The organism is Burkholderia sp. BE17, from assembly GCF_009362305.1.
Classification (GTDB): Bacteria; Pseudomonadota; Gammaproteobacteria; order Burkholderiales; family Burkholderiaceae; genus Burkholderia; species Burkholderia pyrrocinia_C.
On sequence record NZ_WHNU01000021.1, the window covers coordinates 116,634 to 131,928 of the forward strand.

The following is a 15,295-nucleotide window of genomic DNA, read 5'->3' on the forward strand; positions in this document are numbered from 1 at the left end:
CGATTTTCTACCGCGCGACGCCGGCCGGTTATGATCGGCGACAACGTATACTCTCGGCGGTTCCCTTAAAAAGGCAGATGATGAAATTAATCGGTTCGCTCAGCAGCCCGTACGTCCGAAAGGCGCGGATCGTGCTCGCTGAAAAGAAGATCGACTACAAGCTGGAGCTCGAGAACGTGTGGGCGCCGGAGACGGATATTCATGCATCGAATCCGCTCGGCAAGGTCCCGTGCCTCGTGATGGAGGATGGTGCCGCGGTGTTCGATTCCCGCGTGATCTGCGAATACGTCGATACGCTGTCGCCGGTCGGCAAGCTGATTCCGCCGTCGGGCCGCGAGCGCGTCGAAGTGCGCTGCTGGGAAGCGTTGGGCGACGGCGTGCTCGACGCGGCGGTCGCGATTCGTCTCGAACACACGATGCGCGACGAGGTGCAGCGCAGCGCGAGCTGGATCGCGCGCCAGCAGCGCAAGATCGACGATGCGCTCGTTGCGATGTCGCAGGGTCTCGGCAGCAAGACGTGGTGCGTCGGTAATCATTACTCGCTCGCCGACATCGCACTCGGCTGCGCGCTCGGCTATCTCGACTTCCGGATGCCCGAGGTCAACTGGCGCGATCGTCACCCCAACCTCGACAAGCACTTCGTGAAGCTGCTGCAGCGGCAGTCGTTCGCCGACACGCTGCCGCAGAACTGAGCCGCTGCCGGCCACGCATTCACGCCACGCAGTCACACATTCGGCAGACGAAAGAAAAGCGCCCCGCGGGGCGCTTTTCTTTTTGCCGGGCCGCCCGGTACCTGGGCGGTCGCGAGCGTCACTCGATCGACGCGTACACGGCCTCGCCGAGCGTGAACGAATCGCTGCGCGCGATCGGCCACCACTTGTCGTACAGCGAGAAGCCGCAGGTCTGGCCGTCGAGCAGCGCGCCGGGCTTCAGGTACTTCAGCAACTGCGACATCAGCCGGACCTCGTGCGGCGCGACGCGCTGCACGATGTGATGCGCGCGCAGCTCGGACGGATGCGCGAGGCCGGCCGCCTGTACGAGTTCCTGCAGCGCGTGCAGCGTATTGCGGTGGAAGTTGTACACGCGGTCGGCCTTGTCGGGCACGACGAGTGCGCGCTGGCGCACCGGGTCCTGCGTCGCGACGCCGGTCGGGCAGCGGCCCGTGTGGCAGGTCTGCGCCTGGATGCAGCCGACCGCGAACATGAAGCCGCGCGCCGAGTTCACCCAGTCCGCGCCGATCGCGAGCGTGCGCGCGACGTCGAACGCGGAGATGATCTTGCCGCTCGCGCCGATCTTCACGCGGTCGCGCACGCCGATCCCGACGAGCGTGTTGTGCACGAGCAGCAGCCCTTCCTGCAGCGGCACGCCGACATGGTCGGTGAATTCGAGCGGCGCTGCACCCGTGCCGCCTTCCGCGCCGTCGACGACGATGAAGTCCGGCACGATGCCGGTCTCGACCATCGCCTTCGCGATCCCGAAGAACTCCCACGGATGGCCGACGCACAGCTTGAAGCCGGTCGGCTTGCCGCCCGACAGCGTGCGCAGGCGCTCGACGAATTCGAGCAGCCCGCGCGGCGTCGAGAATTCCGAATGCGTGGCGGGCGAGATGCAGTCCTTGCCCATCGGCACGCCGCGCGTCTCGGCGATCTCCGGCGTGATCTTCGCGGCCGGCAGCATGCCGCCGTGGCCGGGCTTCGCGCCCTGCGACAGCTTCACCTCGATCATCTTGACCTGCGGATCGGCGGCCTGCTTCGCGAACTTGTCGGGGTTGAACGTGCCGTCGTCGTTGCGGCAGCCGAAGTAGCCCGACGCGATTTCCCAGATGATGTCGCCGCCGTTCTCGCGATGGTACTTCGACAGCGAGCCTTCGCCGGTGTCGTGCGCGAAACCGCCTTTCTTCGCGCCGAGGTTCAGCGAGCGGATCGCGTTCGCGGACAGCGAGCCGAAGCTCATTGCCGAGATGTTGAAGATCGAAATGTCGTAGGGTTGCGCGCGATTCGCGCCGACGCGGATGCGGAAATCGTGGTTCGGCAGTTTCGTCGGTGCGAGCGAGTGGCTGATCCATTCGTGCGCGACGGCCTTCACGTTCAGCTCGGTGCCGTACGGGCGATTGTCGGCGACGTTCTTCGCGCGCTGGTAGACGAGGCTGCGCTGCGCGCGCGAGAACGGTTTCTCGTCGGTGTCGTCCTCGACGAAGTACTGGCGGATCTCGGGGCGGATGAACTCGAACAGGAAGCGGAAGTGGCCCCAGAGCGGGTAGTTGCGCAGGATCGCGTGGCGGTCCTGCTTCAGGTCGTACAGGCCGAGCGCGACGAGGGCGGCGGGGATCAGGATCCACAGCCACGAGAGTGCGTGGATCGACGCGAGTGAGGCCGTCGCAGCGAGCAGCAGGACGGCACACCACATCGCCAGATAGCGTCTTGAAAGCATGGGGACTCCGTAAGAATCTTGAAATGCCGCCATGCGTACGCTGCGCGGCGGCACGCGGGCCTCGGCGGAATCGTGTTCCGCCGGGCGCGGCGTGCCGCAAGTCTAAACCGAATGTGTGTCAGCGTGCTTCGGCGAGCGCCGTTGCGTGGCCTTCCGCGGGCGCTGCCTGGCCCGGCTGGCCGGTTGCCGCGAACTCGATGATGCCGCCGCCGAGACAGATCTCGCCGTCGTACAGCACGGCCGACTGGCCGGGCGTGACGGCCCACTGCGCGTCGTCGAACGCGAGCGAGAAGCGCTCGCCGCCGGCACGTGCAAACGTGCACGCGGCATCGGCCTGCCGATAGCGCGTCTTCGCGCCGCACGCGAAGCCTTCCGCCGGCGGCTCGCCGGCGACCCAGCTCACGTTGCCGGCGACGAGCTGCCGCGACAGCAGCCACGGATGATCGTGGCCCTGCACGACATACAGCGTGTTCGACGCGATGTCCTTCGCGGCGACGAACCACGGCTCGCCGCTGCCGCTCTTGCTGCCGCCGAGGCCTATGCCCTTGCGCTGGCCGAACGTGTAGAACGCGAGGCCGATGTGCTCGCCGACGACCTTGCCGTCGGGCGTCTTCATCGGGCCGGGTTTCGTCGGCAGGTAGCGGTTCAGGAAATCGCGGAACGGCCGTTCGCCGATGAAGCAGATGCCGGTCGAATCCTTCTTCTTCGCGTTCGGCAGCCCGATCTGCGCGGCGATCTCGCGCACCTTGGTCTTCGGGATCTCGCCGAGCGGGAACATCGTCTTCGACAGTTGCGCCTGGTTCAGCCGGTGCAGGAAGTACGACTGGTCTTTCGTGTGATCGAAAGCCTTCAGCAGTTCGAAACGCCCGTCGCGCTCGCGCACGCGCGCATAGTGGCCGGTCGCGATCATTTCCGCGTCGAGCGACATCGCGTGATCGAGGAACGCCTTGAACTTGATTTCGGCGTTGCACAGCACGTCGGGGTTCGGCGTGCGGCCGGCCGAGTATTCGCGCAGGAACTCGGCGAACACGCGATCCTTGTATTCCGCCGCGAAGTTGACGGCTTCCACGTCGATGCCGATCAGGTCGGCCACCGACACGACGTCGATCCAGTCCTGGCGCGTCGAGCAGTATTCGCCGTCGTCGTCGTCTTCCCAGTTCTTCATGAACAGGCCGACCACGTCGTAGCCCTGTTCCTTCAGCAGCCACGCGGTCACCGACGAATCGACGCCGCCCGACATGCCCACCACTACACGGCGCTTACTCATTTGCTGACCGCCTGACGTTCGAATGCCTCGGGGCGCGGCGCGACCGAATGCGTGTGCACGAAATCGAGCGGAATGCGCCGCCCGGCGAGATAGTCGTCGACGCAGCGCATCACCGCGGGCGAGCGATGGCGCTCGCTGCATGCGCGCAGTTCGTCGGCCGTCAACCACAGCGTGCGGACGATGCCGTCGTCGAGCACGTGGTCCGCGACCGGCTCGCCGGCCGTGCCGCAGAACGTGAAGCGCAGGTAGGTCGCACCGGCGCTGCCGGGACGGTCGTAGTGCGCGAGATAGACGCCGACGAGCGCGTCGGGCGTGAACGGGTGCGCGGTTTCCTCGAGCGTCTCGCGGATCACGGCGTCGGCCAGCGTTTCGCCGGCCTCGAGGTGGCCGGCCGGCTGGTTGATGCGCAGGCCCGTCGAGGTTTCTTCCTCGATCACGAGAAAACGGCCGGCGTGCTCGACGAGCGCGGCGACCGTCACATGCGGGGTCCAGATTTCGGGTTTCATGGTTCGGCATTTTACCGGTTGCGCCCGAACGCTGCCCGGCGTCTCGTTAGACGAATCCGACCCTCGCAAATCGTCCGTCCCGCCGATGCGTGGCGCTACGAGCCGGGTTAATGTCGCATTCGCGCACGATCGTGCGGAAGGTGCTGGCGCAACCATCGCTTTCGGTTAAAGTGCAGCGTGAACGCCGTTGCCCGTGAGCCGGTAAGTCAGCCTGTCCGGCTCGTTGTGCAGTAAAAATCGCAAGAAAAGAAATACTGACAATGACTGGAGGAACCGACGATGCATATTGGAGTGCCTGCTGAAACGCGGGCGAACGAGGCGCGTGTGGCTGCGACGCCGGAAACCGTGAAGAAATACGCGGCTGCCGGCCATCGCGTCAGTATCGCGAAAGGGGCCGGCGTTGCAGCCAGCTATCCCGACCAGGCCTATGCGGCCGCCGGTGCCGAATTGACCGACCAGTCGGCTGCTTTTGATGCCGACATCGTGTTGAAGGTCCAGGCGCCCACCGACGCGGAACTGCCTTCGCTGAAGCGCGGCTCCGTGCTGGTCGGCATGCTCGAGCCGTTCAACGGCGAGCAGGCGGCGAAACTCGCGGCGGCCGGCGTGACGGGCTTCGCGCTCGAAGCCGCGCCGCGTACGACGCGTGCGCAGAGTCTCGACGTGCTGTCGTCGCAGGCGAACATCGCGGGCTACAAGGCCGTGCTGGTTGCCGCGGCGCTGTATCCGCGCTTCTTCCCGATGCTGATGACGGCCGCGGGCACGGTGAAGGCCGCGCGCGTGCTGATTCTCGGCGCGGGCGTCGCGGGCCTGCAGGCGATCGCGACCGCGAAGCGGCTGGGTGCCGTGATCGAGGCATCCGACGTGCGGCCGGCCGTGAAGGAGCAGATCGAGTCGCTCGGCGCGAAATTCCTCGACGTCCCGTTCGAAACCGACGAAGAGCGCGAGGCCGCGCAGGGTGTCGGCGGTTATGCGCGCCCGATGCCGCCGTCGTGGCTCGGCCGCCAGGCCGCGCTCGTGCACGAGCGCGCGAAGCAGGCCGACATCGTGATCACCACCGCGCTGATTCCCGGGCGCCCGGCGCCGACGCTGATCTCGGTCGAAACCGCGCAGTCGATGAAGCCGGGCTCGGTGCTCGTCGATCTCGCGGCCGGCCGCGGCCCGGAATTCGACGGCAGGAAGAGCGGCAACTGCCCGCTGACGGTCGCCGACCAGGTGATCGTGCACAACGGCGTGACGATTGCCGGCTACACGAACCTCGCATCGATGGTCGCGTCGGACGCGTCGGCGCTGTACGCGCGCAACCTGCTCGACTTCATGAAGCTGATCGTCACGAAGGAAGGCACGCTGAACATCGACCTGACCGACGACATCGTCGCCGCGACGCTGCTGTGCCGCGACGGCGAAGTCACGCGCAAATAACGGAGGAGACCATGGAAGTCATCAATCACACGGTGATCAACGTGATCATCTTCGTGCTGGCGGTGTACGTCGGCTACCACGTCGTCTGGAACGTCACGCCGGCGCTGCACACGCCGCTGATGGCCGTGACCAATGCGATCTCGGCGATCGTGATCGTCGGCGCGATGCTCGCGGCGGCGCTCACCGTCGGCGTGACCGGCAAGTTCTTCGGCACGCTCGCGGTCGCGCTCGCGGCCGTCAACGTGTTCGGCGGCTTTCTCGTGACGAGGCGAATGCTCGAGATGTTCCGCAAGAAGGAGCCCAAGCGTGTCGAGGGCGGCAAGGAGGGTGCGCGATGAGCATGAACGTCGTTACGCTGCTGTACCTCGTCGCATCGGTGTGCTTCATCCAGGCGCTGAAAGGCCTGTCGAACCCGAAGAGCGCGCGGCGCGGCAACCTGTTCGGGATGGTCGGGATGGCCATCGCGATCCTCACGACGGTCGCGCTGATCGTCAAGCAGGCGGCCTGGCTCGGCGCGAACCTGCCGCTCGGCATTGCGCTGGTGCTCGGCGCGCTGGTCGTCGGCGGCGGTGTCGGTGCGTTCGTCGCCGCGCGCGTCGAGATGACGAAGATGCCGGAACTCGTCGCGGCGATGCACTCGCTGATCGGTCTCGCGGCCGTGTGCATCGCCTATGCGGTGGTGTCGGAGCCGGAAGCGTTCGGGCTCGTGCCGCAGGACGCCGTCGCGTCGAACTTCATCCCGTACGGCAACCGCGTCGAGCTGTTCATCGGCACGTTCGTCGGCGCGATCACGTTCTCCGGGTCGGTGATCGCGTTCGGCAAGCTGTCGGGCAAGTACAAGTTCCGGCTGTTCCAGGGCGCGCCGGTCGTGTATGCGGGCCAGCACCTGATCAACCTGATGCTCGCGATCGCGATGCTCGGCTTCGGCATCCTGTTCGTCATCACGCAGGCGTGGCTGCCGTTCATCATCATGACGGCGATCGCGTTCGTGCTCGGCGTGCTGATCATCATCCCGATCGGCGGCGCGGACATGCCGGTGGTCGTGTCGATGCTGAACTCGTACTCGGGCTGGGCGGCGGCCGGCATCGGCTTCTCGCTTAACAACGCGATGCTGATCATCGCAGGCTCGTTGGTCGGCTCGTCGGGTGCGATCCTGTCGTACATCATGTGCCACGCGATGAACCGTTCGTTCTTCAACGTGATCCTCGGCGGCTTCGGCGGCGAGGCGTCGGCCGGCGGCGCGGCGGGCGCACAGGAGCAGCGGCCGGTGAAGTCGGGCTCGGCCGAGGATGCGTCGTTCATGCTCGGCAACGCGGAATCGATCGTGATCGTGCCGGGCTACGGCCTCGCGGTCGCCCGCGCGCAGCACGCGCTGAAGGAGCTGACCGACAAGCTGATCGAGAAGGGCGTCGACGTGCGTTATGCGATCCACCCGGTTGCCGGGCGGATGCCGGGGCACATGAACGTGCTGCTCGCGGAAGCGGAAGTGCCGTACGACATCGTGTTCGAGATGGAGGACATCAACGGCGAGTTGGGCCAGGCCGACGTGGTGCTCGTGCTAGGCGCGAACGACGTGGTGAACCCGGCTGCGAAGAACGATCCGAAATCGCCGATCGCGGGGATGCCGATCATCGAGGCGTACAAGGCGCGCACGGTGATCGTCAACAAGCGTTCGATGGCGGCCGGCTACGCAGGCCTCGACAACGACCTGTTCTACATGGACAAGACGATGATGGTCTTCGGCGATGCGAAGAAGGTCATCGAGGACATGGTGAAGGCCGTCGAGTAACGCACGCACCGGCAACGCGGGCGCCTGCTTCAATGCAGGGGCGGCCCGACAGGACAGGCCCGACCGGCGCAAGCCGGCCGGGTCTTTTTCATGGCGCGACGAGGTCCGCGATGCACGCGGCGATCGTGTCCCGGACGCGCACGATCGCCGGGTCGCGCTGCGTGCTCGTGCGCCAGCCGATTTCCACCGGATAGCGCGGCAGCTCGACCGGGCACTCGAGCGCGCGCAGCGGCGCCGATTGCGCGATCGTGCGCGCCGCGTGCGCGGGAATCGTCGCCACCGCGTCGGAGCCGGCGAGCAGGTACGGCAACGCGGCGAAATGCGTGGTCGATGCCGCGACGCGCCGCTTGTGGCCGAGCGCGGCCAGCGCCTCGTCGACGATCCCGATCACGCCGCCCGACGAGACGAGCAGGTGGTCGCGCCGCAGGAAATCGTCGAGCGTGAGCGTGCGCGGCGGCCGCGCGCGGGCGGCCGGATCGATCAGGCACGCGTAGCCGCCGGTCGCGACCGCGCGCCGGCTGAGCCCGTTCGCAGAGAACCCGCCCGACGCGATCGCGAGATCGACGCCGTGCCGCAGCAGCGCATCGCCGGCGATGCCGCTGTGCGTTTGCCGGAAGATCAGCCGGATGCTCGCGGCTTCCCGCGCGACCGCATCGATCAGCGCGCGGCCGAGCGCGATCTCGAAGTCGTCCGACAGCCCGATCGAGATCGTGCGGCCGACTCGGTCGCCGCCGTCGGCCGCGATCGCGAGGCTTTCGCGGCAGCGGTCGAGCGCATCGGACAGGATCGGCTTCAGTTCGTCCGCGCGCGGCGTCGGCGCGAGCCCGCGACCGGTGCGCACGAACAGCGGATCGGCATAGATCACGCGCAGCCGCGCGAGCGCCGCGCTGACGGCCGACTGCGTGAGGCCGAGCCGCAGCGCCGCGCGGCTCGCACCGCCTTCCTCGTACAGCGCCTCGAACACCTTCAGCAGGTTCAGGTCGAGGCTGGCGATATCATCCTGGTTCATGACACATATCGTTGTATCGATTTGATCGATGAGATTTTATCGATAAAGATGGCGTCACCCCATTCAACGGAGACGCCCTCATGTCCACGTCCGTCATCGCCGCACTGCAGATCGGCGCATCGCCCGCCGGCACGCGCGCCACGCTCGACACGATCCTCGGCTACGAAACCGCGATCCGCGACAGCGGCGCGTCGCTCGTCGTGATGCCCGAGGCCGTGCTCGGCGGCTATCCGAAAGGCGAGATCTTCGGCACGCGGCTCGGCTACCGGTTGCCCGAGGGCCGCGACGCGTACGCGCGCTACGCAGCGCAGGCGATCGACGTGCCGGGCCCCGAAACCGACGAGCTGGCCGCGCTGTCGCAGCGCACGGGCGCGAGCCTCGTGGTCGGCGTGATCGAGCGCGGCGGCAGCACGCTGTATTGCACGGCACTGTTCTTCGATCAGCGCGACGGGCTCGTCGCGAAGCACCGCAAGCTGATGCCGACCGGCACCGAACGGCTGATCTGGGGGCAGGGCGACGGCTCGACGCTGCCGGTCGTCGACACGGCAGCGGGACGCGCGGGCGCCGCGATCTGCTGGGAGAATCACATGCCGCTGCTGCGCTGCGCGATGTATGCGAAAGGCGTGCAGATCTGGTGTGCGCCGACCGTCGACGAGCGCGACCTGTGGCAGAGCTCGATGCGGCACATCGCGCACGAGGGGCGTTGCTTCGTCGTCAGCGCGTGCCAGGTGCAGCCGTCGCCGCGCGCGCTCGGCATCGACGTACCGGGCTGGGATCCCGAGCGGCCGCTGATCCGCGGCGGCAGCGTGATCGTCGGGCCGCTCGGCGACCTGCTGACGGACCCGCTGATCGGCGAGGCCGGGCTCGTGACCGCGTGCATCGATACCGACGATCTCGTGCGCGCACGCTACGACTTCGACGTCGTCGGCCACTATGCGCGTGCCGACGTGTTTTCGCTGCATGTCGACGAGCGGCCGAAGCGGCCGGTGGTGTTCGGCGCGTAGGGAAAGGCGGGCCGGGTACTGCGCGGGGCGGCCCGGGGAACGGACGGCGGCGGCGCGCAGCCGCGCGGTGCGCGCCTGCCGTCGTGCCGCGTCAGCGCATCGGCGCTTCCGCGATCCGCATGTAGTCGGCGATCCGCCGTCCTTCCATGTCCGGAAACTGCTCGTGCACGGTGATGTCGCCCATCCGCGCGATGTCGAAGGTGCGGAAATCGTCGCGCAGCTCGCACCACGCGCCGATCGTCCAGCGCCCGCCCCAGTAGACGAGCCCGAGCGGCCACACGCGGCGCTGCGAATGCGCGCCCAGCCGGTCGCGGTAGCCGAAGCTGACGATGTGGCGCGTGTCGATGGCCTGGTGGATCGCGTCGACCTTCGCGCAGAACGTCTCGTCGATGTGGAACGACGGCGCGAACACGGGCAGGCGGTCGAGCGCCGTGCGCTTGTCGGCCGGCATCGCCGACGCTATCTTGGCGAGCGCCGAACGGGCGCCGCTCGCGAAGCGCGCACCGCCCCAGGTCTCGAGCATGCGCGCGCCGGTGGCGAGCGCCGCAAGCTCCTCGGCCGTGAACGTGAGCGGCGGCAGGCTCGCGTTGCGGTTCAGCCGGTAGCCGATGCCGGCTTCGCCTTCGATCGGCACCCCTGACAGTTGCAGATCGCGCACGTCGCGATAGACCGTGCGAGGCGACACCGACAGCCAGTCGGCCAGCTGCTGCGCGGTCGTGAGACGGCGCCCGCGCAACAGCTCGGCGATCTGGAACAGGCGGTCGGCACGGCGCGTCATGGCAGCACCTCGATTTCAACGGCTAAGGGGACTTCGCGATGATAGCGCCGCGCCGGCCCGATGGCCGACGTGCTCAGTGGCATTTCGGCGCGTGCAGGCCGACGCGGTTGCCTTCGGTATCGATCAGGTAGCCGATGTAGCCGTAGTTGTTCGGCAGCTCGACGACCGAGCCCTGCACGACGCCGCCCGCGCGCTTCGCGCGTTCGAGCGCCGCGACGACCGAGTCGCCGGCGTTCAGGTAGACCAGCACGCCGTTCGCGCTCGGCTTCATCTGCTGCGGATCGAACACGATGCTGCCGCCCGTGTTCGACGCCTCGTGATCGAACACGGCCATCGGCACGCCGCCGATCACGTCGCGCTGCAGCGTGGTTTGCAGCACGGTTTCGTAAAAACGGATCGCGCGGTCGAAATCGAGGGACGGAATGTCGAACCACGCGATCGCGCGTTCCAGGGTTGCGGTGGCAGTTGCGGACGTCATGACGAACTCCTTGTTGCGTTGTTATTCGGGTTCTGTGTGGAAACCAGCGTTGCATTGCGCCGGGATTGCAGTGTGATCGCGGCCTGCTGACACCGTATTGTCAGTAGAGTTGTCATCCTTGACATGCAACCATTTGGTTGCATAATAAAGCCATCGACCCGGGAGCGGCATGGATCTCGTTTTCAAGGCGCTGGCCGATGCCACGCGCCGTCAGTTGCTCGACCTGCTGCATGCGAAAAGCGGCCAGACCCTGTCCGAACTGTGCGACGGACTCGCGATGAGCCGGCAGGCCGTGAGCAAGCATCTCGCGCTGCTCGAGGCCGCGAACCTCGTCGCAACTGCATGGCGCGGCAGGGAGAAGCTGCATTACCTGAATCCGGTGCCGATCCACGACATCGCGGAACGCTGGATCGGCAAGTTCGAGCGTCAGCGCCTGCAGGCGTTGGCGGATCTCAAGCGCGGGCTGGAAGCGGCCCGCGGCACAGGAGACGACGATGGCTAACCCCGCCTTTGTGTACGTGACCTTCATCGCGGCGACGCCCGAGCGCGTGTTCGACGCGTTGACCAACGCCGAGCTGACGAAGGACTACTGGGTACGGCATCGCAACGCGTCGCCCGACTGGCGGCCGGGCTCGCGATGGGAACATCAGGATTACGACGATCCGTCGCGGGTCGATATCGTCGGCGAAGTGGTCGAGAACGATCCGCCGCGCCGGCTGGTCGTCACGTGGCGTACGCCGTCGGGAGACGGCGAGGAGTCGCGCGTGACCTATCTCGTCGAGCCGTTCGAGGATGTCGTGAAGCTGACCGTCACGCACGACGGGCTCGTGGCCGGTTCGGAGATGGATCGCGGGATTCGCGGCGGATGGCCGGTCGTGCTGTCGAGCCTGAAGACGCTGCTCGAGACGGGGCACGCGCTGCCGTTCACGATGGCGCGCTGGTCGAAGTCGAAGCACTGACGCGCGCCGGGGAGGAGCGCGCGGGCGCCGCAATGGCGGCCCCGCGCGATGGTGTCGCTTACGCGTCGCCTTCCGGCGCGGCCGGGCGCGCCTTCACGCTGCCGGCGATCAGGTCGAAACGGAACAGCCGGCATTCGAGCGCGCCGTTGAACAGCGGCGTCTTCGCCGATTCGCGCAGCCGCAACTGGCCCGGCAGCGAACGGTCGGACGTCAGTAGGAACGCCTGCCAGCCCGTGAAGCGCTGTTTCAGCGCATCGCCGAGCGCGTTGAAGAACTCGCTGTCGGGCGCGTCGGTGTGCGTGCGGCGGAACGCATCGTCGTTGCCGCGGTTGCGGCCCGTCTCGCGTACCTCGCCGCGCGCGCTGCGGCCGCGCACTTCGATCCGCTCGCCGTACGGCGGGTTCGCGAGAATGATGCCTGGCCCGTCGCACGGCGGCGTCATCCCGCGGGCGTCGACCTGCTTGAGCCACACCGACGGCACGCCAGCGCGCTCGAGGTTCGCGCGCGCCTTCTCGAGCATGTCGCCGGAAATGTCGCTGCCGTATACGCCGAGCGCGTCGCCGCGCTTGCCGCGCGCCGCGCGTTTCGCGTCCAGCGCCGGGACCTTCAGCCCCTGCCACGCGGTGATGTCGTACTGCTTGAGCTTTTCGAAGCCGAACCGGCGCTCGACCCCGGGCGCCACGCCGAGCGCGATCTGCGCGGCTTCTGCGAGGAACGTGCCGCTGCCGCACATCGGGTCGTACAGCGGCGTGCCGGGCGCCCAGCCCGTCAGGCGCAGGATGCCGGCCGCGAGGTTCTCGCGCAGCGGCGCCGCACCCTTGTCGAGACGCCAGCCGCGCTTGAACAGCGGCTCGCCCGACGTGTCGAGGTACAGCGTGCACTCGTTGGCCGTCAGGAATGCGAACACGCGCACGTCCGGCGCACCCGTGTCGATGCTCGGGCGCGCGCCGGTCTTGTCGCGCATCCGGTCGCAGATCGCGTCCTTCACGCGCAACGTCGCGAATTCGAGGCTTTTCAGCGGCGACTTGATCGCGGTGATGTCGACGCGCAGCGTCTGCGTCGCCGCGAACCAGCGCTCCCACGGCTGCTCGAGCGCGAGCGCATAGACATCCTGCTCGTTGCGGTACGCGCGGTGCGCGATCTTCAGCAGGATTCGGCTCGCGATCCGCGAATGGAGGTTCGCGGCCATGCCGGCGGCCCAGCCGCCGCTGAAATGGACGCCGCCCGGCACCTGCGCGCCCGCGGTGAACGGCGCGCCGTTCAGGTGGCGGCCGGCGATTTCGGCCAGCTCGGCGGCAAGCGCCGCTTCGAGGCCGCGCGGGCAGGGGGCGAAGAATTCGTACAGGGTGGGCGAGGACATAAGGCGGGAGAGGACGTGCAAAAGTCCACCATTGTACGCGGCGCGGGCGACCGGGGCCGGCGTTTCGGCGGGTAGACGCGGGTGCGACGGCTGCTTTCGCGCGCCGGGAGGCCGGCGCGGCGGCGCCCGGCCGGGCACCGCCGCGCCGCCTCAGGCTCAGTGCGCGCCCGGCTGGCCGGTGCGTGCGGCCTGGCTGGCGGCCGGCCAGAACAGCGCGAGCGGATTGGACAGCACCGTGCGGACGATCGCGCCGACGAGCGCGCGCACCTTGGTCGGGCGCAGGCTGCGCGAGCGTACGGCCATCGTGAACGCGAGCGCGAAGCTCACGAGCACGTTGAGGATCGCCATGCTGAGCACGCCGGCGCCGGCCCACCACAGCTCGGGCGTCCCGAGCGCGTCCTTGCCCAGCACGCCGAGCGCGACCCCGATCGAGCCGGCCGACAGCGTCACGTGCCGAACCTCGAACGGGAACATGAACACGGTGACGATCGCCGGAACGAGGCCGAGCATCAGGCCGAGGCCGACGTTCGCGACCACGCCCGCGACGTTCGACCGGCAGAAGTGCGCGAGCTTCGCGGCGCCGGCCGCGCCGAGCGTCAGGCGCAGCCGGCGGTTGTACGTGAGCGCGTCGCCGACCCGGTGCAGCACGAACCAGTTGTCGGCCCAGCCCGCGAGCAGGCTCGACGCCCACAGCAGCACGCCCGTCAGCGCCGCGTAGAGCGGCGTCGGGCCGAGCAGCGAGAACGAGTGCAGCGTCGCGTGCGCCTTCTCCGGCGAGATCAGGTTCGTGTGCAGCACGTTGCCCGCGAACAGCTGCACGAGCAGGCACACGGGCAGCACGACGAGCACGTTGCCGGAAATCGCGGCCGCCTGCGTGCGGATCAGCGCGATCACCGACGACACGAACGCCTTCACGCCTTCCTCGCGGCCGGTGTCGTCGAGTTCGCGCGCGAGCGTCGGCGCGGTCATCGCGGGCTGCTTGGTCGCGAGCGTGAAGTGCAGGAAGTGCATCAGCATGAAGCTGGCCGCGTAGTTGATGCCCGCGAGCAGCCCTTCGAGCATCGACTGCAGGTGCGCGCCCGTGATCGCGAACTTCACGCACACGGTCACGACCGTGACGAGGCCGCCGCCCGCGGCCATCCGCAGCATCTTCAGGTACTCGGCGCGGCCGCGCGAGATGTAGTGCTCGCCGGTGTCCGCGTTGGTCTCGACGAGCTTGCGCGCGAACAGCGAGAAGTTGCTGCGCACGAGGTGCGTGACGCTCTGGCTGTTCTGGTTCGCGTCGACCAGCTCGGCCGTCAGGTGTGCCATCCCGTGCAGGTCGTCGCGTGCCATCCACGCGTTCAGCAGCGTTTCGGCGCGCAGGATGCGCATGCGCATTCGTTCGACCTGGAACACGATGTCGACCGACACGCCGTTGCGGTACAGGTGCGAGAACACGTTGTCGACCGCGATCCGGCATTCGTCGAGCAGCACGCGCAGGTAGTTCACCTCGTGCAGCAGCTTGCTCGGGTCGCCGCCGTCCTCGACGGCCGCGTGCGCGGTCTCGACCGCAAGCATCGCGCGCGTGAGGCGATAGAACGGCTGCGTTTCGAGCGGCTTGCGCGCATCGTCGTCGGACAGCCGGCTGCGCACCGTCTGCGACAGGCCGGTCGAGCTGATCTGGCAGGTCAGGTTGTGCAGCGCGGCCAGCAGGTCGCGCGAGAACGAGCCGGGCTCGTGGCGCTCTTCGTCGGTGACGTCGAACGAGAACAGCTCGGCGAGGCGTGCGAGCAGGTCGTCGGGCAGCGCGTCGATCCATTGCGCATCCCCGGGTGCCGGGAACATCAGCGTGAACAGCGCCGACAGCTCGCGGCGGTTCGGCGCGGGCGGGATCAGCGACGAGTCGATCCGCTCGAACAGCGCGCCGAAGAAGCCCGAGTGCACGGGCATGCCGGCGTCGCACAGCAGCGAGATGCCGTCGCACTCGCGCAGGATGCCGCGCAGGATGCGCGCCGCGTGCGCTTTCCATGCGGGGTTGCGATCGAGCACGTGGAACAGGTAGCGCAGCCGCGCATGGGCCGGATACGCGCGTGCGTCGGCATCGCGCTCGGCCGGCGCGTCCTGCATCGTGCCGTTGCGGCGCAGCCAGTGCGCGAGCTCGATCAGCCATTCGCTGCGCTCGGCGTACGACGCATCGGCATCGGCGTGCGCGAGCAGCGCATCGAGCTGGTGACCGGCATTGCGCGACGCGCGCCACTTCTTGATCAGGGTCGTCAGGGAACGAAACATAAACGGAATAGCGAAAGCCCTGGGC

15 protein-coding genes are annotated in these 15,295 nt (G+C 67.9%); 7 read left to right on the forward strand and 8 right to left on the reverse strand.

Going from position 1 to position 15,295, the window contains the following annotated elements:
• The first annotated feature begins 80 nt into the window (after window positions 1-80).
• Window positions 81-692 (forward strand): glutathione S-transferase family protein, encoded by a 612-nt coding sequence (locus GD429_RS19535; RefSeq protein WP_105389834.1) that lies wholly within the window; start codon window positions 81-83, stop codon window positions 690-692.
• Between the two features lie 118 nt (window positions 693-810).
• On the opposite strand, the gene GD429_RS19540 is transcribed toward GD429_RS19535, so the two are convergent.
• The 3 genes from GD429_RS19540 to GD429_RS19550 form a co-directional block, all read right to left on the reverse strand.
• Complete coding sequence (locus GD429_RS19540; RefSeq protein ID WP_152859085.1) at window positions 811-2,430, reverse strand: FMN-binding glutamate synthase family protein; 1,620 nt, start codon at window positions 2,428-2,430, stop codon at window positions 811-813.
• Window positions 2,431-2,548: 118 nt separating this feature from the next.
• The gene (gene mnmA, locus GD429_RS19545) at window positions 2,549-3,697 is read right to left on the reverse strand and encodes a tRNA 2-thiouridine(34) synthase MnmA (RefSeq protein WP_152859088.1); all 1,149 of its coding nucleotides are present in this window, start codon (window positions 3,695-3,697) and stop codon (window positions 2,549-2,551) included.
• Window positions 3,694-4,203: an NUDIX hydrolase gene (locus tag GD429_RS19550; protein WP_152859090.1), complete on the reverse strand. Its 510-nt coding sequence runs from the start codon at window positions 4,201-4,203 to the stop codon at window positions 3,694-3,696. The genes mnmA and GD429_RS19550 overlap by 4 nt, the downstream gene beginning before the upstream one ends.
• Window positions 4,204-4,482: 279 nt before the next feature.
• On the opposite strand from GD429_RS19550, the gene GD429_RS19555 reads away from it, so the two are divergent.
• The 3 genes from GD429_RS19555 to GD429_RS19565 are packed head-to-tail and all read left to right on the forward strand — an operon-like array spanning window position 4,483 to window position 7,411.
• Window positions 4,483-5,622 carry a Re/Si-specific NAD(P)(+) transhydrogenase subunit alpha gene (locus GD429_RS19555; RefSeq protein WP_034182753.1) on the forward strand — a complete coding sequence of 380 codons (1,140 nt, stop codon included), beginning with the start codon at window positions 4,483-4,485 and terminating at the stop codon, window positions 5,620-5,622.
• Window positions 5,623-5,633: 11 nt separating this feature from the next.
• Window positions 5,634-5,960 carry an NAD(P) transhydrogenase subunit alpha gene (locus GD429_RS19560; protein ID WP_034182754.1) on the forward strand — a complete coding sequence of 109 codons (327 nt, stop codon included), beginning with the start codon at window positions 5,634-5,636 and terminating at the stop codon, window positions 5,958-5,960.
• A complete protein-coding gene (locus tag GD429_RS19565; protein WP_152859092.1) occupies window positions 5,957-7,411 on the forward strand; it encodes an NAD(P)(+) transhydrogenase (Re/Si-specific) subunit beta in 1,455 nt (484 codons plus the stop codon). The genes GD429_RS19560 and GD429_RS19565 overlap by 4 nt, the downstream gene beginning before the upstream one ends.
• An 88-nt stretch (window positions 7,412-7,499) precedes the next feature.
• Here the strand turns inward: GD429_RS19565 and GD429_RS19570 are convergent, their stop codons facing one another.
• On the reverse strand, window positions 7,500-8,420 hold the full coding sequence (locus tag GD429_RS19570; protein ID WP_152859094.1) for a LysR family transcriptional regulator: 921 nt from the start codon (window positions 8,418-8,420) through the stop codon (window positions 7,500-7,502).
• Between the two features lie 80 nt (window positions 8,421-8,500).
• On the opposite strand from GD429_RS19570, the gene GD429_RS19575 reads away from it, so the two are divergent.
• Window positions 8,501-9,424 (forward strand): carbon-nitrogen hydrolase family protein, encoded by a 924-nt coding sequence (locus GD429_RS19575; protein WP_152859095.1) that lies wholly within the window; start codon window positions 8,501-8,503, stop codon window positions 9,422-9,424.
• 91 nt (window positions 9,425-9,515) lie between these two features.
• On the opposite strand, the gene GD429_RS19580 is transcribed toward GD429_RS19575, so the two are convergent.
• Complete coding sequence (locus tag GD429_RS19580) at window positions 9,516-10,202, reverse strand: helix-turn-helix transcriptional regulator (protein WP_034182756.1); 687 nt, start codon at window positions 10,200-10,202, stop codon at window positions 9,516-9,518.
• 73 nt (window positions 10,203-10,275) lie between these two features.
• On the reverse strand, window positions 10,276-10,680 hold the full coding sequence (locus GD429_RS19585) for a VOC family protein (RefSeq protein WP_152859097.1): 405 nt from the start codon (window positions 10,678-10,680) through the stop codon (window positions 10,276-10,278).
• Between the two features lie 169 nt (window positions 10,681-10,849).
• On the opposite strand from GD429_RS19585, the gene GD429_RS19590 reads away from it, so the two are divergent.
• Together GD429_RS19590 and GD429_RS19595 are read left to right on the forward strand one after the other, a co-directional pair.
• Complete coding sequence (locus GD429_RS19590; protein ID WP_034182758.1) at window positions 10,850-11,182, forward strand: ArsR/SmtB family transcription factor; 333 nt, start codon at window positions 10,850-10,852, stop codon at window positions 11,180-11,182.
• Window positions 11,175-11,639 (forward strand): SRPBCC family protein, encoded by a 465-nt coding sequence (locus GD429_RS19595; RefSeq protein WP_152859099.1) that lies wholly within the window; start codon window positions 11,175-11,177, stop codon window positions 11,637-11,639. The genes GD429_RS19590 and GD429_RS19595 overlap by 8 nt, the downstream gene beginning before the upstream one ends.
• A 58-nt stretch (window positions 11,640-11,697) precedes the next feature.
• On the opposite strand, the gene GD429_RS19600 is transcribed toward GD429_RS19595, so the two are convergent.
• Window positions 11,698-12,999: a THUMP domain-containing class I SAM-dependent RNA methyltransferase gene (locus GD429_RS19600; protein ID WP_152859102.1), complete on the reverse strand. Its 1,302-nt coding sequence runs from the start codon at window positions 12,997-12,999 to the stop codon at window positions 11,698-11,700.
• A 156-nt stretch (window positions 13,000-13,155) separates the two neighbouring features.
• Complete coding sequence (locus GD429_RS19605) at window positions 13,156-15,270, reverse strand: site-specific recombinase (RefSeq protein ID WP_152859103.1); 2,115 nt, start codon at window positions 15,268-15,270, stop codon at window positions 13,156-13,158.
• Between the last annotated feature and the right edge of the window lie 25 nt (window positions 15,271-15,295).

Coding starts and splice junctions, on each gene's coding strand:
- GD429_RS19535 (WP_105389834.1), top strand. CDS start 81: ATGAAATTAATCGGTTCGCTCAGCAGCCCGTACGTCCGAAAGGCGCGG.
- GD429_RS19540 (WP_152859085.1), bottom strand. CDS start 2,430: ATGCTTTCAAGACGCTATCTGGCGATGTGGTGTGCCGTCCTGCTGCTC.
- mnmA (WP_152859088.1), bottom strand. CDS start 3,697: ATGAGTAAGCGCCGTGTAGTGGTGGGCATGTCGGGCGGCGTCGATTCG.
- GD429_RS19550 (WP_152859090.1), bottom strand. CDS start 4,203: ATGAAACCCGAAATCTGGACCCCGCATGTGACGGTCGCCGCGCTCGTC.
- GD429_RS19555 (WP_034182753.1), top strand. CDS start 4,483: ATGCATATTGGAGTGCCTGCTGAAACGCGGGCGAACGAGGCGCGTGTG.
- GD429_RS19560 (WP_034182754.1), top strand. CDS start 5,634: ATGGAAGTCATCAATCACACGGTGATCAACGTGATCATCTTCGTGCTG.
- GD429_RS19565 (WP_152859092.1), top strand. CDS start 5,957: ATGAGCATGAACGTCGTTACGCTGCTGTACCTCGTCGCATCGGTGTGC.
- GD429_RS19570 (WP_152859094.1), bottom strand. CDS start 8,420: ATGAACCAGGATGATATCGCCAGCCTCGACCTGAACCTGCTGAAGGTG.
- GD429_RS19575 (WP_152859095.1), top strand. CDS start 8,501: ATGTCCACGTCCGTCATCGCCGCACTGCAGATCGGCGCATCGCCCGCC.
- GD429_RS19580 (WP_034182756.1), bottom strand. CDS start 10,202: ATGACGCGCCGTGCCGACCGCCTGTTCCAGATCGCCGAGCTGTTGCGC.
- GD429_RS19585 (WP_152859097.1), bottom strand. CDS start 10,680: ATGACGTCCGCAACTGCCACCGCAACCCTGGAACGCGCGATCGCGTGG.
- GD429_RS19590 (WP_034182758.1), top strand. CDS start 10,850: ATGGATCTCGTTTTCAAGGCGCTGGCCGATGCCACGCGCCGTCAGTTG.
- GD429_RS19595 (WP_152859099.1), top strand. CDS start 11,175: ATGGCTAACCCCGCCTTTGTGTACGTGACCTTCATCGCGGCGACGCCC.
- GD429_RS19600 (WP_152859102.1), bottom strand. CDS start 12,999: ATGTCCTCGCCCACCCTGTACGAATTCTTCGCCCCCTGCCCGCGCGGC.
- GD429_RS19605 (WP_152859103.1), bottom strand. CDS start 15,270: ATGTTTCGTTCCCTGACGACCCTGATCAAGAAGTGGCGCGCGTCGCGC.